At 45.2% G+C, this 21,722-nt stretch carries 26 protein-coding genes; 16 read left to right on the top strand and 10 right to left on the bottom strand.

Translation table 11 applies throughout. The annotated features are described in order from the left end of the window. Window positions 1-136 precede the first annotated feature (136 nt). Window positions 137-1,012, top strand: coding sequence for a helix-turn-helix domain-containing protein (locus ACVW0P_RS10535; protein ID WP_354431282.1), 876 nt, complete (start codon window positions 137-139; stop codon window positions 1,010-1,012). Further along, complete coding sequence (locus tag ACVW0P_RS10530; RefSeq protein WP_354431283.1) at window positions 1,009-1,455, top strand: DUF983 domain-containing protein; 447 nt, start codon at window positions 1,009-1,011, stop codon at window positions 1,453-1,455. Before ACVW0P_RS10535 ends, ACVW0P_RS10530 begins: the two co-directional genes overlap by 4 nt. Before the next feature lie 98 nt (window positions 1,456-1,553). Here the strand turns inward: ACVW0P_RS10530 and ACVW0P_RS10525 are convergent, their stop codons facing one another. Next, window positions 1,554-1,910 carry a response regulator gene (locus tag ACVW0P_RS10525; protein WP_457132054.1) on the bottom strand — a complete coding sequence of 119 codons (357 nt, stop codon included), beginning with the start codon at window positions 1,908-1,910 and terminating at the stop codon, window positions 1,554-1,556. Between the two features lie 65 nt (window positions 1,911-1,975). Then, window positions 1,976-4,600 (bottom strand): PAS domain-containing protein, encoded by a 2,625-nt coding sequence (locus tag ACVW0P_RS10520; protein WP_457132053.1) that lies wholly within the window; start codon window positions 4,598-4,600, stop codon window positions 1,976-1,978. Between the two features lie 335 nt (window positions 4,601-4,935). Between ACVW0P_RS10520 and kaiC the strand changes: the two genes are divergently transcribed. The 5 genes from kaiC (at window position 4,936) to ACVW0P_RS10495 (ending at window position 9,816) form a co-directional block, all read left to right on the top strand. After that, complete coding sequence (kaiC, locus tag ACVW0P_RS10515) at window positions 4,936-6,678, top strand: circadian clock protein KaiC (RefSeq protein ID WP_457132052.1); 1,743 nt, start codon at window positions 4,936-4,938, stop codon at window positions 6,676-6,678. Then, window positions 6,678-6,968, top strand: a complete 291-nt coding sequence (locus ACVW0P_RS10510) for a circadian clock KaiB family protein (protein WP_354431287.1) — start codon at window positions 6,678-6,680, stop codon at window positions 6,966-6,968. The genes kaiC and ACVW0P_RS10510 overlap by 1 nt, the downstream gene beginning before the upstream one ends. Before the next feature lie 18 nt (window positions 6,969-6,986). Next, a complete protein-coding gene (locus tag ACVW0P_RS10505) occupies window positions 6,987-7,310 on the top strand; it encodes a circadian clock KaiB family protein (protein ID WP_457132051.1) in 324 nt (107 codons plus the stop codon). Between the two features lie 3 nt (window positions 7,311-7,313). Continuing rightward, on the top strand, window positions 7,314-8,963 hold the full coding sequence (locus ACVW0P_RS10500; RefSeq protein ID WP_457132050.1) for a PAS domain-containing sensor histidine kinase: 1,650 nt from the start codon (window positions 7,314-7,316) through the stop codon (window positions 8,961-8,963). Window positions 8,964-9,042: 79 nt separating this feature from the next. Then, window positions 9,043-9,816 carry an enoyl-CoA hydratase/isomerase family protein gene (locus tag ACVW0P_RS10495; RefSeq protein ID WP_457132049.1) on the top strand — a complete coding sequence of 258 codons (774 nt, stop codon included), beginning with the start codon at window positions 9,043-9,045 and terminating at the stop codon, window positions 9,814-9,816. Between the two features lie 84 nt (window positions 9,817-9,900). Here ACVW0P_RS10495 and ACVW0P_RS10490 read toward each other — a convergent pair whose 3' ends face one another. The 3 genes from ACVW0P_RS10490 to ACVW0P_RS10480 form a co-directional block, all read right to left on the bottom strand. Continuing rightward, window positions 9,901-10,206: a hypothetical protein gene (locus tag ACVW0P_RS10490; protein WP_354431291.1), complete on the bottom strand. Its 306-nt coding sequence runs from the start codon at window positions 10,204-10,206 to the stop codon at window positions 9,901-9,903. A 93-nt stretch (window positions 10,207-10,299) separates the two neighbouring features. After that, window positions 10,300-10,593, bottom strand: coding sequence for a chaperone modulator CbpM (locus ACVW0P_RS10485; RefSeq protein WP_457132048.1), 294 nt, complete (start codon window positions 10,591-10,593; stop codon window positions 10,300-10,302). 6 nt (window positions 10,594-10,599) lie between these two features. Further along, window positions 10,600-11,499 (bottom strand): DnaJ C-terminal domain-containing protein, encoded by a 900-nt coding sequence (locus ACVW0P_RS10480; protein ID WP_457132047.1) that lies wholly within the window; start codon window positions 11,497-11,499, stop codon window positions 10,600-10,602. A 114-nt stretch (window positions 11,500-11,613) separates the two neighbouring features. Here ACVW0P_RS10480 and ACVW0P_RS10475 point away from each other — a divergent pair, with 114 nt between their 5' ends. From ACVW0P_RS10475 to ACVW0P_RS10460, 4 genes are all read left to right on the top strand, one after another. After that, window positions 11,614-12,690 carry an acyltransferase gene (locus tag ACVW0P_RS10475; protein WP_457132046.1) on the top strand — a complete coding sequence of 359 codons (1,077 nt, stop codon included), beginning with the start codon at window positions 11,614-11,616 and terminating at the stop codon, window positions 12,688-12,690. A gap of 67 nt (window positions 12,691-12,757) precedes the next feature. After that, the gene (locus tag ACVW0P_RS10470) at window positions 12,758-13,096 is read left to right on the top strand and encodes a cupin domain-containing protein (protein WP_457132045.1); all 339 of its coding nucleotides are present in this window, start codon (window positions 12,758-12,760) and stop codon (window positions 13,094-13,096) included. Between the two features lie 227 nt (window positions 13,097-13,323). Next, the gene (locus ACVW0P_RS10465; protein WP_457132044.1) at window positions 13,324-13,833 is read left to right on the top strand and encodes a GNAT family N-acetyltransferase; all 510 of its coding nucleotides are present in this window, start codon (window positions 13,324-13,326) and stop codon (window positions 13,831-13,833) included. A gap of 304 nt (window positions 13,834-14,137) precedes the next feature. Beyond that, window positions 14,138-14,497 carry a DUF1493 family protein gene (locus ACVW0P_RS10460; protein ID WP_457132043.1) on the top strand — a complete coding sequence of 120 codons (360 nt, stop codon included), beginning with the start codon at window positions 14,138-14,140 and terminating at the stop codon, window positions 14,495-14,497. 155 nt (window positions 14,498-14,652) lie between these two features. Here the strand turns inward: ACVW0P_RS10460 and ACVW0P_RS10455 are convergent, their stop codons facing one another. Then, window positions 14,653-15,210, bottom strand: a complete 558-nt coding sequence (locus ACVW0P_RS10455; protein WP_457132042.1) for a YdeI/OmpD-associated family protein — start codon at window positions 15,208-15,210, stop codon at window positions 14,653-14,655. A 21-nt stretch (window positions 15,211-15,231) separates the two neighbouring features. After that, window positions 15,232-15,444: a hypothetical protein gene (locus tag ACVW0P_RS10450; RefSeq protein ID WP_354431299.1), complete on the bottom strand. Its 213-nt coding sequence runs from the start codon at window positions 15,442-15,444 to the stop codon at window positions 15,232-15,234. A 241-nt stretch (window positions 15,445-15,685) separates the two neighbouring features. Here ACVW0P_RS10450 and ACVW0P_RS10445 point away from each other — a divergent pair, with 241 nt between their 5' ends. Next, on the top strand, window positions 15,686-16,699 hold the full coding sequence (locus tag ACVW0P_RS10445; protein WP_457132041.1) for an ABC transporter ATP-binding protein: 1,014 nt from the start codon (window positions 15,686-15,688) through the stop codon (window positions 16,697-16,699). Window positions 16,700-16,725: 26 nt separating this feature from the next. On the opposite strand, the gene ACVW0P_RS10440 is transcribed toward ACVW0P_RS10445, so the two are convergent. The 3 genes from ACVW0P_RS10440 to ACVW0P_RS10430 all read right to left on the bottom strand — a co-directional run bounded on the left by ACVW0P_RS10440 (window position 16,726) and on the right by ACVW0P_RS10430 (window position 18,608). Then, complete coding sequence (locus ACVW0P_RS10440; protein ID WP_457132040.1) at window positions 16,726-17,988, bottom strand: metallophosphoesterase; 1,263 nt, start codon at window positions 17,986-17,988, stop codon at window positions 16,726-16,728. 149 nt (window positions 17,989-18,137) lie between these two features. Beyond that, window positions 18,138-18,395: a hypothetical protein gene (locus tag ACVW0P_RS10435; RefSeq protein WP_457132039.1), complete on the bottom strand. Its 258-nt coding sequence runs from the start codon at window positions 18,393-18,395 to the stop codon at window positions 18,138-18,140. A gap of 42 nt (window positions 18,396-18,437) precedes the next feature. After that, window positions 18,438-18,608 carry a hypothetical protein gene (locus ACVW0P_RS10430; RefSeq protein ID WP_354431304.1) on the bottom strand — a complete coding sequence of 57 codons (171 nt, stop codon included), beginning with the start codon at window positions 18,606-18,608 and terminating at the stop codon, window positions 18,438-18,440. 229 nt (window positions 18,609-18,837) lie between these two features. Between ACVW0P_RS10430 and ACVW0P_RS10425 the strand changes: the two genes are divergently transcribed. The 4 genes from ACVW0P_RS10425 to ACVW0P_RS10410 all read left to right on the top strand — a co-directional run bounded on the left by ACVW0P_RS10425 (window position 18,838) and on the right by ACVW0P_RS10410 (window position 21,456). Then, window positions 18,838-19,299, top strand: coding sequence for a VOC family protein (locus ACVW0P_RS10425; RefSeq protein WP_457132038.1), 462 nt, complete (start codon window positions 18,838-18,840; stop codon window positions 19,297-19,299). Between the two features lie 588 nt (window positions 19,300-19,887). After that, a complete protein-coding gene (locus tag ACVW0P_RS10420; protein WP_457132037.1) occupies window positions 19,888-20,040 on the top strand; it encodes a hypothetical protein in 153 nt (50 codons plus the stop codon). A gap of 61 nt (window positions 20,041-20,101) precedes the next feature. Next, on the top strand, window positions 20,102-20,746 hold the full coding sequence (locus ACVW0P_RS10415) for an HAD family hydrolase (RefSeq protein WP_457132036.1): 645 nt from the start codon (window positions 20,102-20,104) through the stop codon (window positions 20,744-20,746). A 50-nt stretch (window positions 20,747-20,796) separates the two neighbouring features. Beyond that, window positions 20,797-21,456, top strand: a complete 660-nt coding sequence (locus ACVW0P_RS10410; protein ID WP_457132035.1) for an MBL fold metallo-hydrolase — start codon at window positions 20,797-20,799, stop codon at window positions 21,454-21,456. Window positions 21,457-21,722 lie beyond the last annotated feature (266 nt).

The raw sequence follows: 21,722 nt of genomic DNA, 5'->3' as shown, positions 1-21,722 counted from the left end.
TTGATATTAAACAGGTTGGTATATACATCACAATTACTTTCTTGTAAAAAGTGATTGTTATCACAATCAGTAAAAAATACCATAACAACCACATTCCGCACCATTTCCATAGGTAACAGTTAAGTATCTTTGTAGTATGAAAAAGGCGTTCCCAGTTTATGATATCTGTTCTTTGTCTGATCATCAGCACAACGATCTGCTTATCAGCCGTTTTGCGCCTTATTTATTAAAACATCAAAACCTTAGCCTGCCACATAAGCATACTTTTTACCATGTGGTATTATTTACTGAGGGCGGCGGCAACCATGCTATCGATTTTACAAGTTTCCCGGTAAAACCCTATCAAATTTATTTTATGGTACCGGGCCAGGTACACCGCTGGAATTTTGAAGGCCCGGTAGATGGCTACATCATCAATTTTTCTGCGGAGTTTTTCCAGTCGTTTTTGCTGAGGCCCGATTATTTGGAAAGCCTGCCATTCTTTAGCGGCAATGTGGATGATGAGGTGATCGACCTAAAACTTGAATTGCACCAGCAGATAATGGCCCTTTTTGAGCAATTGATACAGGAGAGCAATGAAATTAGCCGCATGGGGATGGATATGATCCGCACGCTGATGCTGCAATTGTTTATATTGGTGGCAAGGCACAATACTCAAAGTCAAAATGCCGCTACGCCAACTTATAATTACACGCTGCTGCAAAGCTTTAGGAGGTTAACCGATAAAAACTTTGCTAAACTGCGCCTCCCTAAAGATTACGCGGCGTTGCTGTACATCACCCCCAACCATTTAAATGCCTTGTGTAACGATATGCTGGGCATTTCGGCAGGTGAGGTGATCCGTAACCGGGTAATCCTGGAGGCTAAACGCTTGCTAGTAAACCTCGACCTAAACATTACCGAGATAGCCGCCAAACTCAACTTTGCCGACAACTCCTACTTTACCAAATTCTTTAAAAAATACACCGGATTTACTCCCGAATATTTCCGTAAAAACCCAATAGCCCAATGATAACATCTGATATTAAACCCGCCAAAGAAGTGCACGTTTTAGAAGGTTTTATAAAAGCCAAGTGCCCGCGTTGCCGCCGTGGCGATATTTATAGCACGCCTACCTATGGTTTCAGTTCACAAAAAATGCACGAGCGCTGCTCGCACTGCGGCCTGCATTACGAGCGCGAACCGGGATATTGGTATGTAGCCATGTTTGTAAGCTACAGCTTCAACGTGGCCGAAATGCTGATCTTCGCGATAGGCTTGCACATGCTTACAGGATCTAACTCGCCGTGGTTATATGTTGCGGTATTGATGGGGGTAATATTCGTTTTGTCGCCTTTTAATTACCGATACTCGAGGGTGGCATTGTTATATTGGCTAACCCCCGGGTTAAATTATGAGGCCTGGAGGGCGGCCGATAGTGCGAAGGTGGATACCCCACAACAAGGAATGAAGTAATATCGAATGATGATTTTCGAACACCCAATATCGAAATTTTTTACTTCATCATTTAAAATTCGATGTTCCTTATTATTCTCTAAATAGAAAGGATAAATTCAATTGGTTAGCTTTTCTATTTTCTCCAAAAGCACATCCATTTCAAACGGCTTTGCCAAAAAATCGTCGGCACCGGCAGCAAAGGCAGATGAGGCAATGTCCCTGCTGGCAGATATTATAATCACCGGTATATTTTTAGTAAGGGATTCTGATTTTAGTTTGCGGCAAATATCGCGGCCGTCTTCGCCGCTCATCCAAATATCCAGCAGCAGCAGGTCGGGCAGTTCATGTTTCATGTCGAGCACAGTTGCCCCGTCAACAGTTGTAGTAACAGCGTACCCTTCAAACTCGAGGATCATTTCTACCGCATCTACAATTCCTGGGTCGTCGTCGGCAATCATTATCTTCTTGGGCATTTGGCTCATCTAAATGTGCAATTTTGAGTTATAAATTGCGGGCAGGTTTAACTGGTTTTTAAATATCATTTCGTCTCTGTTATCTCAACAGGTAACGAGAAGCAAAAAGTAGACCCTTTTCCCTCAACGCTGTTTACCCACATTTTACCGCCTTCGCGCCGTATTATCTCATTTGAAATGTATAATCCTAACCCCAAACCGGGGAAAGTATGCTGCTTTGTCCCGCTAACACGATAGAACTGTTCAAACACCCTTTCCTTTTTATCTTCGGCTATGCCTATTCCAAAATCTTCCACACAAACGGTTACCATATTATCGTCGCGCTCGGTGCTAATGACAATGCGGTTGCTTTGTGGCGAATATTTAATAGCGTTGGTAACCAGGTTGGTTATCACCTGCCCTATGCGCTCCTTATCAGAATAGATGCTTCCGGTCTCTTTAAAATCCATTACCAGTACATGCTTATGGGTAGTATGCTGCAAGTCCTGCACGCACTCCTGTATAGCCTGGTTAAAATCGAACCAAACTTTATTGAACAGGATACGCCCCGAGTTTATCTTGGTGACATCCAGCAGGTCGCCTATCAGGTTGGTGAGGCGGTTAAGCTGTGCATCCATCTTCATCACCATGGCGGCCTTTTTCTCTTCGCCCTCTTTACTTAGCATAGCGCCAAGTACCTGCGCGTAGGCCTTTATGCTGGTAACCGGGGTTTTTAATTCGTGACTGGCGATGCCCAAAAAGTCGTCTTTTTGGCGCTGCATTTCTTTTTGCTCGTTTATATCGGTATTGGTACCAAACCAGCGTACAAGTTCGCCGTCGCGCACAAAAGGCAGGGCGCGCACCAGGTGCCATTTGTAGTCGCCGTTCTTATCCAGCAATCTAAATTCGTATTGGTACAGGCTCCCGGTTGATAACGACTCCACCCAGGCCGCGATGCAACCGTCGCGGTCGTCGGGGTGCAGGTTGTTGGGCCATTTGTCACCAATTATATCTTCCATCGGCAAACCAAAAAAATCAAGGGTTTGCTGGTTCACGTAGTCCAGTTCGCCGTTAGGCTTGGCCGTCCAAAGCTGTACGGGCATAAAGTCTGTCACAAACGCGAACTGCTTTATCTGGTCGTTAAGCTCATTGTTTTTCAGTTGCAGCTCAATATCGGTAATGGTTTTTTCGGTAACATCTGTACAGGCGCCAATGTAGCCCCTAAACACGCCATTATTATCATACTGCGGGTTGCCCGTGGCGATGCACCAACGAACTTCTCCTGTTTTTCTGCGAATCCTAAAGTCAACCTCATAAGGGTTTTGTGCCTTAAGGTCCTCTAAAAACTTTTCGGCGGCCTTTACCCGGTCTTCGGGCAGGATACAATGAAGCCAACCTGTGCCTAAAATATCTTCGGTTGCCTGCCCTGTCCAATCTGTCCAGGTTTTGTTGGCGTAGGTGATCATGCCGTGGTCATCAGACATCCATAGCGCCGTTGGCGACGCGCTGGTTATATTTTGCAGCAGGTGTTCGCTATTAACCAGGGCCTGCTTATTAGTAATTTCGCCACGCAGATCACGGGCTATGGTTGCACGGCCCTGGGCATTGCCGCTCGGGTCGTATATATACATGGTGGTGCCCTGAACGGGGATAGCCTCGCCTGTTTTAAAATTACGGTATAAGATTTCGCCGCTCCATTTGCCATCTTTTTGCAGCGATTTGTTTACGCTGTTCTTCAACTTATCCAATTCGCCCGGCATTATAAATTCAGAATTGTGGGCCAGCTTATCAGTATCCTCCAGGCCCACCATTTTACGGCCAACGGCGTTCACATAGGTAACGTTACCATCAACATCGCTTAAGCTAATAAAGTCGGATGTGTTATCTATCAGCGTAATTAATTTACGCTGTTCTTCTTTGTCATGGATCTCGTTGGTAATATCCTGCGTAGTGCCCGCAAAGCGGATGCAGCTACCCTGCTCGTTAAAATAGGCCTTGCCTTTACTGCGCAGCCATCTTATTTCTTTTGATTCGGGGCATATTACCCTAAAGGATTCGTCGTAGTACCCGTCGCCGCTTGCATCCAGAGCTACCCCTACGTTTTGCGTGATGCGATCCAGGTCATCCGGGTAAACATTTTTCAGTACATCGGTGTATTCGGTAACCTCGCGGGGCGCAAAACCGTGCAAGGCGTTACAGCGCTCGTCCCAGGTAAGATTGCCATTTGCGGGGTCCATATCCCAGGCACCCAGTTCTGCAGAATCAAGCGCGAAGCGCGACCGGTCCTCGGCCTCGGCCAATTTTTTACGGGTAAGCACCAATTCGGTAACATCCTCGGCAGTATTTAATATTCCCCAAACTTCTCCGTTTTCTTTTTTTAGCGGCTTATAATTAAAGTTAAAATAAAATGTTTTGAGTTGATTATTGGACATCAGGCCCACCGGCGCACCGTGGGCTTCATAAGCTACACCGGTTGTAAAAACTTCGTCAAGTAGTTCAAAAAAGCCCTGCCCTTCCAGCTCGGGTAGTGCCTGCCTAAATGTTTTTCCAATAACGGCAGCGTTTTTGCCCCATACTTTTAACACGGCATCGTTAGCGAGGTTTATCACCAGGTCGCGGCCCAGGTAAAGGGCAACCGGCGAAGGCGATTCCTCCACCAGTATTTTAAATATGTTTTCGCTTTGCGTGTTCGATTTGAAGTCGTTTTCCATTTTTCGGCAGAAAAATTGATATAAACATACTGCTTACGATATAGGTAAAATTCTGTAGGCGCGCAGAATGTTATACAATATTAAATCATCTGTACCATTTTAGCTAATCCGGCAAATAATATTTTTACTTGAACTTAAATGACGGTAAAAAAACTTATTTGAAGGTTGTTTTTACAAAAAAATTGTAAAAAAAGTATTATAAACCAAACAATTTATAAACCCGCTTAGTTAGGTGTAAATATTTTTAATACAGATAGTTTATAACATAATCGCATAAATAGTCCCGGTGGCTTATAAGTGTATTATATTTTATGAACTATTGAAAACAATTACCCATGAGTAAATCTCAAAAAAAGAAAGAACCTGTAATGTATGGCTCATTACCCAAAGCATTAACAGGTATTGTAGGGCTCGATGAAATTACCGGTGGTGGTTTGCCCCTTGGCAGGCCATCATTGATATGCGGCGAGGCCGGCTGCGGTAAAACCCTCATGTCTATTGAGTTTATTGTGCGCGGCGCCGTACTATACAACGAGCCCGGAGTTTTTGTAGCATTTGAAGAAAAGACCGACGATTTGGCTATGAACGTGGCATCGTTAGGGTTTGACCTGAAGAAACTACAGGAAGAGAAAAAAATAAAGATAGATCACGTACATATTGACCGCAGCGAGATAGAAGAAACCGGCGAGTACGACCTGGAAGGGTTATTTATACGACTTGGTTACGCTATTGACAGCATTGGCGCCAAACGCGTGGTGTTAGATACGCTCGAAAACCTTTTTAGCGGCCTGGATAACCTTGCTGTTTTACGTACCGAACTGCGCAGGCTTTTTAGCTGGTTAAAGGAAAAAGGCGTTACAGCCATTATTACGGGCGAACGAGGCGAAGGTTCGTTAACCCGCCAGGGGCTGGAGGAATATGTATCCGACTGCGTGATACTGCTTGATAACCGCGTGGTTAACCAGATAACCACCCGCCGCCTGCGTATCATAAAATACCGGGGCACGGTGCATGGCACAAACGAATATCCGTTCCTGATAGATGAAGACGGAATATCAGTTTTGCCGGTTACATCGCTAAAAATGTCAAACAATGTATCCAGCGAGCGCTTATTTACAGGGGTAAAAGGGCTGGATGATATGCTTGGTGGCAAAGGCCTGTATCGTGGTGGCAGCGTGCTTGTATCAGGCACCGCAGGCACAGGTAAAACAAGTTTAGCGGCATCCTTCGCTAACGAAACCTGCCGCCGCGGCGAAAAATGCGTGTACTTTGCAATGGAAGAATCTCCCCAGCAAATTATTCGTAACATCCGTTCAATAGGTGTCGATCTACAAGATTACGTAAATCAAGGCCTGCTGATATTTAACGCGTCGAGGCCAAACCTTTATGGGTTGGAAATGCACCTGGTGGCTATGCACAAGCTTATTAAAAAGCATAAACCAAGCGTAGTTATCATCGACCCGATAACCAACTTCATTAATATTGGTTCGGTAAGCGATGTTAAAAACATGCTTGTGCGCATGATAGATTTTTTGCAGGAAGAGCAGATTTCGGTAATGTTTACCGCCCTATCATTAAACACCATCGTAAACGAGCAAACCGACGAGGGCGTATCATCATTGGTAGATGCCTGGATCCTGGTGCGCGATATTGAATTTAATGGCGAGCGCAACCGTGGCTTGTATGTAATGAAATCGCGCGGGATGAAGCACTCTAACCAGGTACGCGAATTTATTATTAGTGACCAGGGGCTTAGCCTTGTTGACGTTTATCTGGGCCCTGGTGGTGTACTTACCGGCTCGGCACGTAAAGAACAAGTGCTGCTTGAGCAAACCGGCGAAGCTATCCGTACAAATGCCGTTAGCCGTAAAGACCGCGAGATACTACGCAAACGCCAGGTATTGGAAGCTAAAATTGCCAGCCTTAACAGCGAGTTTGAATCGATAGAGGAAGAACTGAACAAGGTGTACCTGGAAGAAGAATTAAAAAAACAGATCTTATCAACCAACCGCGATGAAGTGATCAGGATGAGAAGAGGCGAGCAAACGGAAACCGTTAATAAAACCCGTAAAAAGTAATGGCAAAGCAAATAGATAAAAAATGGGAACTAAGGCTGTACGTGGCAGGCAAAACGCCCAAAAGTGTTACAGCATTAACTAACCTAAAAAAATACTGCGAAGAATATTTGCAAGGCCAGTACCGCATAGAAGTTATTGACCTGTTGGAGAAACCGCAACTTGCTGAGGGCGACCAGATACTGGCTATTCCTACTTTGGTGCGTAAAGTACCGGAGCCTATCCGCAAGATCATAGGCGACCTCTCTAACGAAGAAAAGGTACTGGTGGGCTTAAACATTCGCCCTGCTTAATTGTATTACCTTATAGTTATGGCCGCTAAGAACGAGAGTTTAGACCGATACGACGATGATGCGAAGGCCGAGCCTTTCGTATTACGCTTATTTATTACCGGGGCATCCCCCAATTCAATCCGAGCGGTAGAGAATACTAAAGCCATTTGTGAGCAATACCTTGCAGGCAACTACGAGCTGGAGATCATCGACATTCATCAGCAACCCAAACTTGCCGAAGGCGAGGATGTAATTGCGGTACCTTTAATGATCAAAAAATCGCCTTACCCCGAACGGAGGATGATAGGCGACATGAGCAATGTTCCACGTGTTTTAAAAGGGTTGGGTATTGCTAACAGTTAATTTATGAAGCAGCAGAACAACACCTTAGAAGAAATTCAGGAACTGCGCTTTCAACTGGAAGAAGCGCAGGAAACCATTAATGCAATACGTACCGGCCAGGTGGATGCCCTTGTGGTAAAAGACACCGACGGTCATCAGCTGTATACCCTAAAAACTGCCGATCAAACCTACCGTGTATTTATTGAACGCATGAGCGAAGGCGCCGTTACCATAAACCGCGATGGCATCGTTTTATATTGCAACACACGCTTCGCTGTAATGGCCGCCACCCCGCTCGAAAAAGTTTTAGGGATGCCGCTTAAGTCTTTCGTGCCCGATTCATCAAAAGAGACTTTAAAAAAAGTGATCCATAATAGCTGGGACCAGGATTGCCGACAGGAGATCATCCTGAAAGATGGCGGTGGCAAGGATATGCACTGCCTGTTCTCGTGCAACACGATTGAGTTGGACACAGGTACCGCACTTAGTATCATAATTACTGACCTAAGCGTGCTAAAAGAAACCGAAAGGCAACTACAGCAACGTAACAACCAGTTAGAGGAATCGCGTGCATATACAGAAAAGCTGAATGACAGCCTGGAGGCAACCGTTAAAGAACGCACCGGCGACTTGCTGATAAGCCGCGAGCACTTTAAATTGCTTACCAACAATATTGTACAGATGACCTGGACCAACCTGCCGGATGGTAACGTAACCTCATACAATCAACGCTGGTACGACTATACAGGGTTGGATTTTGATACCACCGGTCGTTTTGGCTGGCAAGAACTGGTACACCCCGACGATTTGCAGGAAACAGCCGACAAGTACGCGAATTCGTTAAAAACCGGCGAAATGTTTGAAGTAGAAAACCGTTACCGCAGGCATGACGGGGTCTATCGCTGGCACCTAAACCGTTCCCAACCATTGAGAAATGACGAGAGCGAGATCATATTTTGGGTTGGTACCGCTACCGATATCGAGGATCAAAAACGCGAAATGGATCGCAAAGACGAGTTTATCGGCATTGCCAGCCACGAACTTAAAACTCCATTAACCAGTTTAAAGGGATACCTACAGCTGATAGAAAGTTATAAACGAGAAGAGTTGCCCCCTATTATTAAACAATACATAGGCAAAGCGGGCGTATCTATCAATAAATTGCAAAGTTTAATAAACGACTTGCTTGACGTAAGTAAGATAAAGGCCGGCCGTTTAGAGTATGCATTTGAAGAAGTAAACCTTACCGAACTGATAAACCAAAGTACTGATACCTCTTTACACGTTTATCCATCATATATTTTTATAAATAATGCTGACGAATCACTTATTGTAAAAGGTAACGCCGAGCGTTTAGAACAGGTTTTCATGAACTTTATCAGTAATGCTGTAAAATACTCGCAGGTTAATAAAACGGTTATCATCAATACCGAAAAGCGTGGCGACAATGTGCGTGTTTCTGTTACCGATAATGGCATTGGCCTGTCTAACGATCAGCGCAATCGCATTTTTGAGCGTTTTTACCGTGTAGAAGATAAAAAGAACATGACCAGCGGCTTGGGTATGGGCCTTTACATCTCGCAACAGATCATTGATAATCACCATGGCACCATTGGGGTTAATAGCGCGCCGGGCAAGGGCTCTACATTTTATTTTGAGCTGCCACTGGCTTAAGCTCTTAGGTTTTGTTTACCGGCAATAATTTGCAGGTCCGTTTAAATTGCGGATATTGCCGCGCATTTATATCAGCCCGATGATAAACGACAGCACAAACGGAAACGTTATATCTAACACAACAGCCGATGGCGTAACTACTATAGGTTTTTACCACCCCGCCCAAAATTCGTTGCCTGCCCTATTGTTGCAGGAACTCACCGATAAAATAAATACCGCTGGCGCCGACCCTCAAACCAAAATCATTGTACTGCAAAGCGCCGGTGAACGCACCTTTTGCGCGGGCGCCAGTTTTGACGAGTTGCTTCAGATAAAAGATAAGGAAGCAGGCGCCATATTCTTTTCAGGCTTTGCCAACGTGATCAACGCCTGCCGCAAATCGCCAAAAATAGTTATAGCACGTGTGCAGGGTAAAGCAGTTGGTGGTGGTGTAGGCCTTGCAGCCGCTGCCGATTACTGCCTGGCTACCGAAGCCGCATCCATCAAGCTAAGTGAACTGGCTATAGGGATAGGTCCGTTTGTGATCTCGCCCGCCGTGATCCGCAAAATAGGCTTACCTGCATTTTCTCAGTTAACCATCCGTGCGGTAGATTTCCAAACCGCGCAATGGGCTATGGAAAAAGGCCTTTACAACGAGGTTTATGCCGATACTAAAGCTTTAGATGAAGCCCTGTCGCTGTTAACCCAGCGCCTTGCATCTTACCATACGGAGGCACTTATCGGCCTCAAACAGATTTTATGGGAAGGCACCGAGGACTGGGAGAAACTCCTTATAGACCGCGCCGCCATTAGCGGCGAGTTGGTATTGTCTGAGTTTACACAAGCGGCGTTGAATGGATTTTTGAAGAAGTAACTCACCCTATCCGTATCGATCCGAGACCCATGGCACAAAAAAAGCCCCTCATTGCTGAAGGGCTTTCTTATTATTTATAGTGGATTAGTGCCTGCCGTGGCCTCTGCCACCGCCATGTCCGCGGCCCCAACCCCTACCGTGATCGCGATATTCTACGTTACGGTAAACCGGGCGATTGTAATAACGGGTGCGGTAATATACCGGCCGGCTGTATCTGTGATAAACAACCGGGCGTTCATAAACTACGGGTTCATCATAAACAACAGGGCGTTCTACATAACGTACCGGTGTGCCTAAATTTATACCTATCCCTACCCTAACTTGTGCGTTTGCAATGTGCGCGCCAAGGGTAAGTGCTAATGCGATTATTGAAATTTTAAGAGTCTTCATGGTAGCGAATTTTATTTACAATTATTGTTTCATTTGTAAGTATGACACCATAACCGTACCATGGTTTAATAAAAATCGACTGTTTTTTGTATTTTACTCTTCGTAAAGGCGCAATTTGCTGCGTAAAACATTCATTTCCTCTTCCATATCCTCCATTTTTTGCAGCAAATTATTTATGGTTGCTATACCCGGTTCGTTAATCTCCAACTCGTTATGCAGGCGTACCAGCTGCTCTAAATGTTGGATCTCGTCCAGCGGGATGCAGTTGGTTTTGTTAACGGTTGTTACTTTAATTAGCCCCGCATCGGCCAGGTAATCAACAAAGGTGTATTCCACATTGTGGTACACACAAAAATCGTTTACGGTTATTAAATTTTCGGTCCTCATATCGGTTTATGATTTAGCCAGTTCTTCAAATAACTCTTTTTGCTTGTCGGTAAGCGTGGTTGGCAGTTGCACATTGTAAGTGAGATACAGGTCGCCAAACTGGCCTTCCTTTTTATAAACAGGTACGCCCTTACCTTTTAACTTTACCTTAGTGCCAATCTGCGTACCGGGCGTAACTTTCAGCTTCACCTTGCCCGTCAAGGTATCGGCAGTAATTTCGCCACCTAAAACGGCAGTGTACAAGTCCAGGTTGATGTTTCGGTACAGGTCGCTGCCCACCCGTTTAAATTCAGCATCCTCAGGGATGTTGAATTTAAGATATAAGTCGCCCGCGGGTGCGCCGTTGCTGCCTGCGCCACCATGGCCTGCAATTTTTATGCTTTGGCCGTCAGCTATTCCTGCGGGGATGGTAAGCCTTATATTTTTACCATTTACGGTTATGGTTTGTTTTTTACTTTCCAGGATATCCCGGAGGTCGAGGCTAAGGCTTGCATTCATATCCTGCCCGCGGTAACGTTGTTGCGTTCTGCCGCCACCACCGCCCGGGGGGCCTCCGCCAAACATGGAGTTAAAAAAGTCTGAGAAATCGCCGCCGCTACCGCCGCCAAAGTCAAAACCGCCACCACCGCCGGGGTTGCGTTGCCGGCTTTGCTGCCTGGACTGTTGTTCGTAGGCCTCGCCGTGCTGCCAGTTCTCGCCGTATTTATCATATTTTTTACGCTTCTCGGGGTCGCTTAAAACTTCGTTGGCTTCATTCACCTCCTTAAATTGCTTTTCGGCCTCGGCGTTGTTGGGGTTAAGATCGGGGTGATGCTTGCGGGCCATTTTGCGGTACGCGCTTTTGATATCTTTATCAGTAGCGGTTTTGCTGATGCCCAGTATCTTGTAATAATCAATAAATGCCATAGCTAAATACGATGTATTTTTAAAACGCCTAAGTTGGGGCTAAGTTTTAACTTATGTGTATAAATACCGCCGTTTTATATAAATTAGGGCACCAATTAATAAACTATGCGCGCAATGCAAGCCCCAACCGCCTTTAAAAGCAGCCCAACCGCCTATCTTAACGTGTTAAGGATCGTCGCCTGCCTTATGGTTCTTATCGTGCACTCGGGCGAATTTTTCTACATCGGCGATAAGGGCCAGATCATAAGGCAGGACCATACCTGGGTAAATAATTACGGCAGTTTTATGCGGGCATGCGTACCCTTATTCGTCATGATCTCGGGCTATTTATTGCTACCCATTAAAGAGACCGGAAGCCAGTTTTATAAGCGCAGGTTTAGCCGCCTGCTTATCCCGTTCCTGTTTTGGAGCAACATGTACGCCATTGTGCCTTACCTGCTGGGCAGCAGCAACGCAGGCCAAATGTGGCATGATCTGTACATGATTCCCATCAACTTTGCGCCAAGTGCGGGGCATTTGTGGTTTGTATATATGTTTATCGGCGTGTACTTGTTTATTCCCATATTTTCGCCGTGGGTGCAAACGGCATCTAAGCAATTCAAGCAGTTCTTTTTGCTTATTTGGGTGATTACATTGTGCTTCCCCTACATCAAAACCGTTATTCCCGAAGTTTGGGGCGAGTGCTTTTGGAACAAATACCACAGCGGTTACTATTTCTCGGGCTATATAGGCTACCTATTGCTGGGCAATTACATTAAAGAGCATGTTACCATTTCTAAAAGGGCCGGCTTTGTTGTGGGATCCGTTTTAGTAATCGCCGGTTACCTTATTACCCACATGGTGTTCGATCACCAATTGCCATTTGCTAAAGACCTGCCCGAACTGGAACTTTCCTGGGCATTCCCAACCATTAATGTAGCCATGATGGCAACGGGATTATTCCTTATGTTCCGCGTTATTAGCTTTAAAAGTGCCGGTATGGAAACTTTTATGGCTAAAGTATCAGGCCTTACCTATGGTATCTACCTGGCGCATATTTTAGTGCTTGTGCAGTTATTCCCCATCATAAACAACTGGCTGCACAATGTAGCGCTGGTGATACCTGTGCTGGCAATATGTACATTTGTAGTGACGTATATCGGCATCAAGATCTTATCCTACTTGCCGGGGAGTAAGTACATAGTGGGATAAAAGCCTCACCCCGGCCCTCTCTGAAGGAAGGGCGTGAAAAAAATTGTTTCTTTACTATCTTGCAACCATGAGCACAAACATCTTCCGCCAATTCTCAGACATCGACGCCAAAGAAATTGCACCCGGCTTTTTCTCCAGGCTTATCCATACCACGAATAACACCATCAATTTTATAGAGGTGAAGGCCGGCAATAGCGTGCCAGATCATCAGCACGTTCACGAACAAATGTCTTTTGTGCTGGAGGGGCAGTTTCAGCTAACGGTTGCTAACGAGGTGCAGGTTTTAGATAGCAATAAGTTCGCGGTAATCCCGTCCAATGTTCGTCACAGCGGGTTAGCCATTACAGATTGCAGGCTGATAGATGTGTTTAGCCCGGTGCGGGAAGATTACCGGGATTTGCAATGATTTTGTCGCTTGTTCAATTACTCGCCCTGTCCGAGCTATCGGGATCGCAATGCTGGTCGACCGTCTCTGCTTCGAAAAGAAGGTAAAAACAAAATAAACAACACCCTCTTTCCGCGCAGCGAAGAGAGGGTGGTCAAGCGAAGCGATGACCGGGTGAGTAAAACAGCATGCGTTAAGTAGTACGCATTACTAATCATTTTTTTGTTTCGATTTAATAAATTTGCCGAATGGCTATAATACCCGCTACCCTTACTGATGTTCCTGAACTGGTTACCCTTATCAACTCTGCCTACCGGGGCGAAAGTTCCAAAAAAGGCTGGACTACCGAGGCCAACCTTATCGGCGGGCAACGTATCGACGCTGAGGACCTGACCGGGCAAATGGACGACAAGAATTCCATTATCCTTAAAAACACTAATGGCGATGGCCACATAACCGGTTGTGTTTACCTGCAAAAACGCGGCGACAAACTTTACCTGGGCATGCTTACCGTATCGCCCACCCTACAGGCCGGCGGACTTGGCCGCAAGCTTCTACAAGCCGCCGAAGACTACGCCCGCAGCATCAATTTCCATATCATAGCCATGACGGTTATCACCACCCGCACCGAGTTACTGGAGTGGTATGAACGCCGCGGCTACGCCAAAACCGGCGAAATTATCCCGCTGAACATACCCGAGCGTAACGGCATATTGAAGCAGCCGGTAAAAATGTACAAGTTGGAAAAGAGTGTATAATCAGTATGTTCCCTTATAATATTCATTGCCGTTGACTAAAGTCAACGGACTGATATAAAAACTATTTGGCTTTAGCCACAATATTGAGTTTAGGCTGAAGCCTCAATACTTCTTTGTTATTCCGCCCTATAAATGGGACGGCAATGAAGAAAACCAGCCATCTATCTAAAGGAAAAATTACCACTTAGCGTTACAAGCACCCGTTAATAAAAGTTAAATAAAATGAACTTAACATCCTTTTTCATACTTTTAGACTGCAACGCCGGCCAAAAAGCGGTGTCCTATGGATAACTAACGGGATCGCATGGACCAAATTCAACCACAGTTAAAAGATTTTATCATCAACTACTGTAACCGGTACAAGGTAAGCCGGGTTGACACCTCGCAGCTACACCCCAACACCAGTATCGATCTTGATCTGGATATTTACGATATAGAGATAGACCTTTTCCTGGCCGAATTTGCCGAACATTTCGCCATCGACAACTCCAAATTTAGCTGGTATAAATATGGCTATCCAAAGGGGTCTGCAAGGGTGCGAATGCTAAAAACGGTATTTGGTTACCACCGCCCGTGGGTAAAAAAATTAGCAGGTTACTGTTATAAGCCCAAGTTTAGGATTGCTGTTTTGCAAGATGCTATTGAGAACGGCAAACTAATATAATATTAAAGATAACTGTCGTGCTGCGCACCGGCCGGAGGGCAGCATCTCACACTAAATACGGCTTTGACAGGTCTGCTATTTACAGTGTGGGGCCTGGTTTGGTAGCTAACAAACCGGGATGACAGTATTTTGCATTTTGTGATGGTGGTTACGCCTTATCTTATTATCTCTCCCCTTTCGCTCGCCGCGATAATATTTACCAAACGGCTTAGCTGTGTTTTCTCTTGCTTGGCCGACATAACGCGGTGGATGGTTAAGCGTTTATACCATGGTGCCTGTGCCTCAAAAAAAGCCCAGGCTTTTTTGTTGGACTTAAATTGTTTTTGGTATTCAGGCTTCAGCACCATTGGTGCAACTTCAAAGCTATAGATAGCCGACTTTTCTGCTTTCCGTTTAGCAAAAGCGGCAATTCCGGCGGGTTGCATCAGGCCTTTCTCGGTAAGGTCGGCAACTTTTTTGATATTTACGGCGCTCCAGATACTGGTAGGTTTGCGTGGGGTAAAGCGGATGCAATAGGCTTCTGCATCTACAGACCTTCGCACGCCGTCTATCCAGCCAAAGCACAGGGCTTCGTCGACCGATTGCGGCCAGGTAATGCTTGGTTTGCCGCTACCCACTTTATAATAACCAACCAGCAGTTCGGTTTCTTCATGGGCGTGCTTTTGCAGCCAGTCGCGAAAATCGGCAGGGGCGTCAAAAAAAGTTGGTTCCATTACCGCTAATATACGGAAGCGTTAGGCTTTTTTTGATGTGGCGACAATAACAATCCCGCCCACTAATAATATGCCGCCCAAATATGGTGGCCAGTTTACAGATTTTTGTCTGTCGGCAGAGATCTGTATCGGCCCTGCATCTACTATTTTTTCTTTTTTGGTGTATGTGAAGCCGGTCCAGATGAGCATGGCCGCGCCAATAACGATAAGTACTATTCCGATGGTTCTGTTCATGATGATAGATTTAATAGGTGAATAAATATTTAGGCCTAATTGTTTGCGACCGAGAAAATTACATACTTAAAGCCCGTTATGCCGCACTTGTTTCGGCAACCCGCTTGCACAGTCTAAAATTGTCCTGAAAGATCCTGAAACCGGTTCAGGATGACGTTGGCTTTGATTTCCACTTTTTTTTGGCTGATCCCTTTTTATAGGTTAGGTTTGAAACGAGTTACACCCATGCCTTATCCCATAAATGAACAACGACCTGATACTCGAAACCACATCGGTTACCAAAAACTTTTTTGGAGATAAATCTTCGGGCGTTAATAATATTACCATTTTTATACCCAAGGGCAAAATTACCGCCATTGTGGGCGAAAGCGGCAGCGGTAAAACAACGCTGTTAAAACTATTGTCGGGCGCTATGAAACCCGACTCGGGCGACGTATTTTTTCATGGGCAACCCCTCCCCGTTCGTACGGCTAATTTTACAGCGGCGCAGGTTGCCATTACCATGGTAAGCCAGGATAATACGGGTATGGACATGAGCGCTAACGTATGGGATAATGTAGGCCGCGGCCTGCCTACCGAAGATGCCAATTACAAGATCCAGAAAACTACCCAGGCGCTAAACTTACTGGGGATCTATGAATTACGCGAACAACCCTTTAGCAAGCTTAGCGGTGGCGAAAAGCAACGGGTAACTATTGCCAAAGCCCTCATTAATCGCCCGGAAGTGTTGATGCTCGACGAGCCCTTTAACCAGGTTGATGCCGCCTACCGCGAAAGCCTGCAGCACGATATCCGCCAGATCGTAAAAGAATGGGGCGTTACCGTCATACTGGTATCGCACGACCCTGCCGAGCTCCTTTCCATGGCCGATGAACTGATTGTAATAAAGGAAGGTGAAATTGTGGAATATGGCTCTCCGGAAACGCTTTATAACGGCCCTAAATTACTTTATACCGCCAAAATTTTAATCAATTGCAGCGAACTTACCACGGCGCAAGCTAAGGTTTGCGGCATAAAGTCGAAACGTGGTACGGTAGTAATTTACGCCGAGCACATCAGCATTACTGCCTTGGGCATGGGCCCGAAATGGGTGGTTAAACAAGTGCTTTTTAAAGGCTTTTTTGAAGAACTCATCATCGAACGTGAGGAGGTGACGTTGCGTGTGATCAATTACGCCCGCCGCAAGTACACTGTTGGCAGCAAAATAAGCATCAGCATTAAAAAGTTTTATGAGTTTGGAAAATGGTTGAGTTGAAGGCTACGCATCATTGCGGCGTTTAACTATACGCTGCGCTTCTTCAATGTTATTACCGTTATCTCCGGCCATATGCCGAGGCGGCCTGAGAATGCCAGGAAGCCGAAGCCGCGGTTTACGTACAGGTAGCGGTTTTTATTGTTCACCAGGCCTGCCCAATCCAGGTAACGGTACTTGACCGGGCTCCACTTTAGGCCGGCGGCTTCGATACCGAACTGCGCGCCGTGGGTATGGCCTGATAGGGTTAAATGCACATCAACCGGGTGGTAGCGCACCTTCTTTTCCCAATGGGTAGGGTCATGCGATAACAGGATCTTGAAAGCGTTTAGATCAGCGCCTTTAAGGGCGCGGTCAAGGTCACCTTTTTGTACGAAACCTTCGCCCCAGTTCTCTACACCTACTAAAGCTATTTTTTGCCCGCCTTTTTCGATCACTACGTTTTCATCCAGCAATAAACGGTAGCCCAGTTCGGCGTGGTGTTGTTTTAGCTTGGCAAGGTTATCATGCTTTGCCTGCTCACTTTCCCAGGCAATATAGTCGCCATAATCGTGGTTACCCAAAATAGAGAATTGACCGAAAGGTGCTTTTATCGCCCCAAAATTATCAATATACTGTTCAATTTCCCATGCGGCATTATTCACAAGGTCGCCGGTGAAAACAAAAAGGTCGGATTTTTGGGCTTTGGCGAGGTCGATACCATGTTGCATGGCCTTCACATTGTCGAAACTCCCCGAGTGGATATCAGATAGCTGGGTAATAGTAAAGCCGTCGAAAGCTTCGGGCAGTTCATCATAATAAAGTGTTTGGCGATGTACCTTATAATCGTACTTGCCGCGCAGCATCGCATAAAAAAAAGCGGTAAAAGGTATAGCGGCCAGCAGTATGGCAATCTCGCTGATAAATTTACGTCGGGACGGGAATATCCATTCGCCCGTTTTGCCGTCTTTTGTCACCGCGTGTATAATACCCGTTATAAAACGGCCCAGATCGCCCAGCGAAAGCACTATTACAAATACGAGTTTAGTAACAAAAAAGGTGAGAAATAAACTCAGCATCCACTCGTGGAAAGGCGTCATCCCTTTAGCGGTACTTAAAGTATTAAGCCCTACCAGGAACACTACCGTTACAGCAACCGATATAATCAGGAAACCCCAGATAAGCATCAGCCTTGCAGGGCGGTTTTGCCAATGGGTAGTAAGGGTACGCAAGCCGTTAAAAACGTACCAGTCCATAAGTAACGTAAAGGCCGATATAGCCAGGAAAAACTTAAGAAAACCGCTTCTGTGCATCTGTAATTTGAAATTAAGCCCGCAATATAAAAAAGTGAAGGTAATTGGGATGTAAAAATACTGACAGCCAATAAATTGCTACCCGCACTGGTGTAAAATAAAAAGCCCCCTGAAAGTTCAGGAGGGCTTCAAATTTATTATCGTATATATTAATAGTGCCTTACCACCACACGGCGATGTGCCGGGCGATGATAGTATGCACGCCTTTCAACCACTACCGGGCGGCGGTAATACCTGCGGTGATGACTGTTTACTACTACCACACGGCGTTCTACGGGCCTTTGCACTACTACGGTACGGCGCGGGGCTGGTGTGCCAATATGGGCGCTAACAACTACTTGTGCTTTTGCCCCTTCAAAGGCAAACATGGTTACTACTGCTACGGCTAATACTTTTAGATATTTCATGATGTTTATATTTAGATGTAATTATTGATGTTGATATGTTTATTAATAACCGTTGTTATAATGATGGTCGTTATTATGGTAATCATGGTGGTCGCGGTGGTTACGGTTATTATTATATTTACCGTGGCGGCCCTGGTTTTCAATTGAACATCCGGTTAATGCTGCTGCGCCAAATACTAATAACGCTAACAATCTTACAATTTCCTTTTTCATGATCTTTATGTTTTTTATATTCTAATTCCTGTTTGTTATAAGTTAAACTACAGCGGCATTGCGAAGTTTAATCCACAGCAGGCAGTATCACCAAGTTGTTACAAAGCGCGTTTAAAGCACGCAAACAATGATTTGATGGCGCCAGCTTGCTGTACGAAAAAAAATGCAAGGGAAAATTATTTTGCATTTACATAAACTGTATATTTAAACCCATTCTAATCCCGCACCTATGTTAGTCTATAAATCAATTAAAACCCGCGCTCTTAAAATAGCCGCTGTACTATTGTTAAGTACTCCGTTGGCAAGCAACGCGCAGGCAGTATTTAACCACGCCGCCCTTTGCTCTGCCGATCTTAAAAAAAGCAATGCCTTTTATACCTCTGTTTTAGGCTTAAAAATAATCCCCAATCCATTTAAAGATACCGTACACACCTGGTATAACATTGCACCCAACGTTGCCATGCACGTTATACAGGGCAGTTGCTCTACCGCGCCAAAACTCATTGGCGATCATATTTGCTTCAGTGTGCCATCTATCACTAAATTTATAGCAACACTTACCGACAAAAAGATCACCTACAGTAATTGGAAAGGTGTTGCCGGCCAGGTGGAGCACCGCGTTGATGGTGTATCGCAGGTTTACATTCAGGACCCCGATGGTTACTGGATAGAAATAAACGACGCGAAATAATATTCGCCGGAATATTTTTTTTCTGTTTTCACAACCTGAAGGAATAAAACCTACGTATATCACTTTATGAAAGGCTATGTGACAATACCCGGGTCTATTTATTGCAAACCCTGTAAACGGTGCGGCGAGCGCCCTATTATTTCCCTTGTTAGCGAAGGCGAATATGTAGTTAAATGCCCCACGGACGATAACCATTACCACACCCGGCCCGGCCTTATTGATATTGAGGACTGGAACATTCACAATACGGTTTTGTACGAGAAGGAGTAATTTACTTTATGTGCTCGTGTGTAGTTTACTCACCCCGCGGCACTTCGTGCGCGACCCTCTCTGCTGTGCAAAAAGGGTGAAAAATAAAAATGTCTCCTTACCCCCTTTCCGCGCAGCGAAGAGAGGGTGGTCGAGCGAAGCAATGACCGGGCGAGTAAATATTCTCGCTGCATTCTCACTGTACTCAGAAAATAGCGAGAAAATCCAACCTGATTCCTTTTACTTTTAACTTTTTAACTTTCTAATTTTAACTTCCCATTAAACCTTCCCCACCCTCGCAGCGTCAAAAAAACAGCAATCACAATAACACTGTTTACTATGAAAAACGCGATCAACACCATATTAGCCGACATTAACCACGTATTTGTAAAAGGCGATTCTGACAAAGTAGAACAAGCAAGGGTATTTTTTTTGTTGGCGATTCCGTTACTGTCGGTAATATTCGGCGCAGGCCAATTCCCAATATACTAATTACGTTTGGGCGACTGTCCGCTAAAAATAAACTGCTACTTTTGCGGCACAATACGCAGCAATGGATAGCTTAAAAAACACATACGACAGCATAATTTTCGACCTTGACGGCACCCTTTGGGATAGTACCGATACCATTACAGGCGCGTGGCAGGCCGCCCTTAATCAGGCACCTTATATGGCCAACGAGGTGATGACCCGCGAGCGGGTACGCTCTATTACAGGAATGACGTATGATAAGATCTTCGAAAAACTGTTCCCGTTTTTAAGCAACGAACAGCGCGAAGAAGTAAAGCAACTATGCTCGGTTAGCGAGCTGGAGATATTGCACAAACAAGGCGGTACGCTGTACCCACGCCTTGCCGACACGCTTACCTATCTCGGCGAAAAATACAAACTCTACATTGTAAGCAACTGCCAAAGCGGATATATCGAACTATTTTTAGATCTGCACCAAATGCACCCCTACTTTTTGGCGCACCAATGCTATGGCACCAAGGGCAACCCCAAGGCCAATAATATCCGCGATATTGTTAACGACCACAACCTTAAAAACCCTGTTTACGTAGGCGATACCATGGGCGATTGCGAAGCTGCTACCAAGGCCGATGTTCCCTTCATTTTTGCATCGTACGGTTTTGGCGAAGTTGAAACCGGCCAGGTGGCTACTATAAACAACTTCGAGGAGTTAAAACAACTGCTTTAGGCCAAACCTTTTTAAGGCCGGATAGGTTAAGTGTATATCATTATCAGCATATGAGAATCACCAAATACCTCCACTCCTGCCTTGTTTTTGAACTGGACGGCCATAAACTATTGTTCGACCCGGGAAAATTCAGCTTTGCCGAGGGCGATGTTACGCCCGGGATGTTCGCAGATGTGAACAGCATCATCATCACCCACACCCACCCGGACCATCTGGATACCCCCAACCTTAAAAAGATTATTTCCCTGAGTAAAGCTATCGTATATGCCAACATGGAGGTTGGTGCCGCTATCCAAAAAGAAGGCATTTACTCCAGCCTGTTAGAAGAAGGTATTTATAACATTGGCCCTTTTAAATTAGAGGCTATCTCCGTACAGCACGAGCCACTGCTGGATAGCCCAATACCGCAGATGACGGGTTTTATAATTAACGACAAGGTATTACACCCGGTAGATTCGATGGAGGATAAACTGCTCCAATACAAAGGCATTGAACTATTGATATTAGTTGCTATGGCGCCTTTCGCCAACGAATTGCGCATTGCCGGCTTTGCCGACGCCATTAAGCCTAAACAAATTTTGCCTGTACATGATGGTTACGCTAAAGACTTTTTTATTGAACAGCGATATAATACTTACAGTAAGCACTTTGAGAAACAAGGCATTATTTTTAACTATCTAAACAAATTAGGAGATAGCGTAACCATTTAAACTTGGGATGCGTTTCCCATAGGCCGGGGTATGGCTATGGGATTTTTTTTAAATACGTATAAAGAATCTATATCTTTATACAAGTATAAAAACAACACTGAATAATGATCAAACTTCTTATTTACGCGGCAATAATAGTTGGCCTTGTTATTTGGTTTAGAAGGGCCGGCCGGAATCAATCAAAATGGGGTATTAACTTAAACCGTGTAAACTGCCCGGTATGCCAAACCCAACAACCCATTATGCGCGTACCCAAAGGCCGCGAT

Source organism: Mucilaginibacter sp. UYNi724 (assembly GCF_054057495.1).
The sequence above is the reverse complement of the archived record's forward strand: the minus strand, read 5'-3'. Positions and strand labels throughout refer to the sequence as shown.

Bases quoted from the DNA above. Each gene is read 5' to 3' on its own strand.
- ACVW0P_RS10485 (WP_457132048.1), bottom strand. From the start codon at position 10,593: ATGAGGACCGAAAATTTAATAACCGTAAACGATTTTTGTGTGTACCAC.
- ACVW0P_RS10445 (WP_457132041.1), top strand. From the start codon at position 15,686: ATGAACAACGACCTGATACTCGAAACCACATCGGTTACCAAAAACTTT.
- ACVW0P_RS10470 (WP_457132045.1), top strand. From the start codon at position 12,758: ATGAGCACAAACATCTTCCGCCAATTCTCAGACATCGACGCCAAAGAA.
- ACVW0P_RS10455 (WP_457132042.1), bottom strand. From the start codon at position 15,210: ATGGAACCAACTTTTTTTGACGCCCCTGCCGATTTTCGCGACTGGCTG.
- ACVW0P_RS10490 (WP_354431291.1), bottom strand. From the start codon at position 10,206: ATGAAGACTCTTAAAATTTCAATAATCGCATTAGCACTTACCCTTGGC.
- ACVW0P_RS10460 (WP_457132043.1), top strand. From the start codon at position 14,138: ATGGACCAAATTCAACCACAGTTAAAAGATTTTATCATCAACTACTGT.
- ACVW0P_RS10435 (WP_457132039.1), bottom strand. From the start codon at position 18,395: ATGAAATATCTAAAAGTATTAGCCGTAGCAGTAGTAACCATGTTTGCC.
- ACVW0P_RS10415 (WP_457132036.1), top strand. From the start codon at position 20,102: ATGGATAGCTTAAAAAACACATACGACAGCATAATTTTCGACCTTGAC.
- ACVW0P_RS10450 (WP_354431299.1), bottom strand. From the start codon at position 15,444: ATGAACAGAACCATCGGAATAGTACTTATCGTTATTGGCGCGGCCATG.
- ACVW0P_RS10420 (WP_457132037.1), top strand. From the start codon at position 19,888: ATGAAAAACGCGATCAACACCATATTAGCCGACATTAACCACGTATTT.
- ACVW0P_RS10475 (WP_457132046.1), top strand. From the start codon at position 11,614: ATGCAAGCCCCAACCGCCTTTAAAAGCAGCCCAACCGCCTATCTTAAC.
- ACVW0P_RS10480 (WP_457132047.1), bottom strand. From the start codon at position 11,499: ATGGCATTTATTGATTATTACAAGATACTGGGCATCAGCAAAACCGCT.
- ACVW0P_RS10505 (WP_457132051.1), top strand. From the start codon at position 6,987: ATGGCCGCTAAGAACGAGAGTTTAGACCGATACGACGATGATGCGAAG.
- ACVW0P_RS10465 (WP_457132044.1), top strand. From the start codon at position 13,324: ATGGCTATAATACCCGCTACCCTTACTGATGTTCCTGAACTGGTTACC.
- ACVW0P_RS10525 (WP_457132054.1), bottom strand. From the start codon at position 1,910: ATGCCCAAGAAGATAATGATTGCCGACGACGACCCAGGAATTGTAGAT.
- ACVW0P_RS10430 (WP_354431304.1), bottom strand. From the start codon at position 18,608: ATGAAAAAGGAAATTGTAAGATTGTTAGCGTTATTAGTATTTGGCGCA.
- ACVW0P_RS10410 (WP_457132035.1), top strand. From the start codon at position 20,797: ATGAGAATCACCAAATACCTCCACTCCTGCCTTGTTTTTGAACTGGAC.
- ACVW0P_RS10500 (WP_457132050.1), top strand. From the start codon at position 7,314: ATGAAGCAGCAGAACAACACCTTAGAAGAAATTCAGGAACTGCGCTTT.
- ACVW0P_RS10425 (WP_457132038.1), top strand. From the start codon at position 18,838: ATGTTAGTCTATAAATCAATTAAAACCCGCGCTCTTAAAATAGCCGCT.
- kaiC (WP_457132052.1), top strand. From the start codon at position 4,936: ATGAGTAAATCTCAAAAAAAGAAAGAACCTGTAATGTATGGCTCATTA.
- ACVW0P_RS10535 (WP_354431282.1), top strand. From the start codon at position 137: ATGAAAAAGGCGTTCCCAGTTTATGATATCTGTTCTTTGTCTGATCAT.
- ACVW0P_RS10495 (WP_457132049.1), top strand. From the start codon at position 9,043: ATGATAAACGACAGCACAAACGGAAACGTTATATCTAACACAACAGCC.
- ACVW0P_RS10510 (WP_354431287.1), top strand. From the start codon at position 6,678: ATGGCAAAGCAAATAGATAAAAAATGGGAACTAAGGCTGTACGTGGCA.
- ACVW0P_RS10530 (WP_354431283.1), top strand. From the start codon at position 1,009: ATGATAACATCTGATATTAAACCCGCCAAAGAAGTGCACGTTTTAGAA.
- ACVW0P_RS10440 (WP_457132040.1), bottom strand. From the start codon at position 17,988: ATGCACAGAAGCGGTTTTCTTAAGTTTTTCCTGGCTATATCGGCCTTT.
- ACVW0P_RS10520 (WP_457132053.1), bottom strand. From the start codon at position 4,600: ATGGAAAACGACTTCAAATCGAACACGCAAAGCGAAAACATATTTAAA.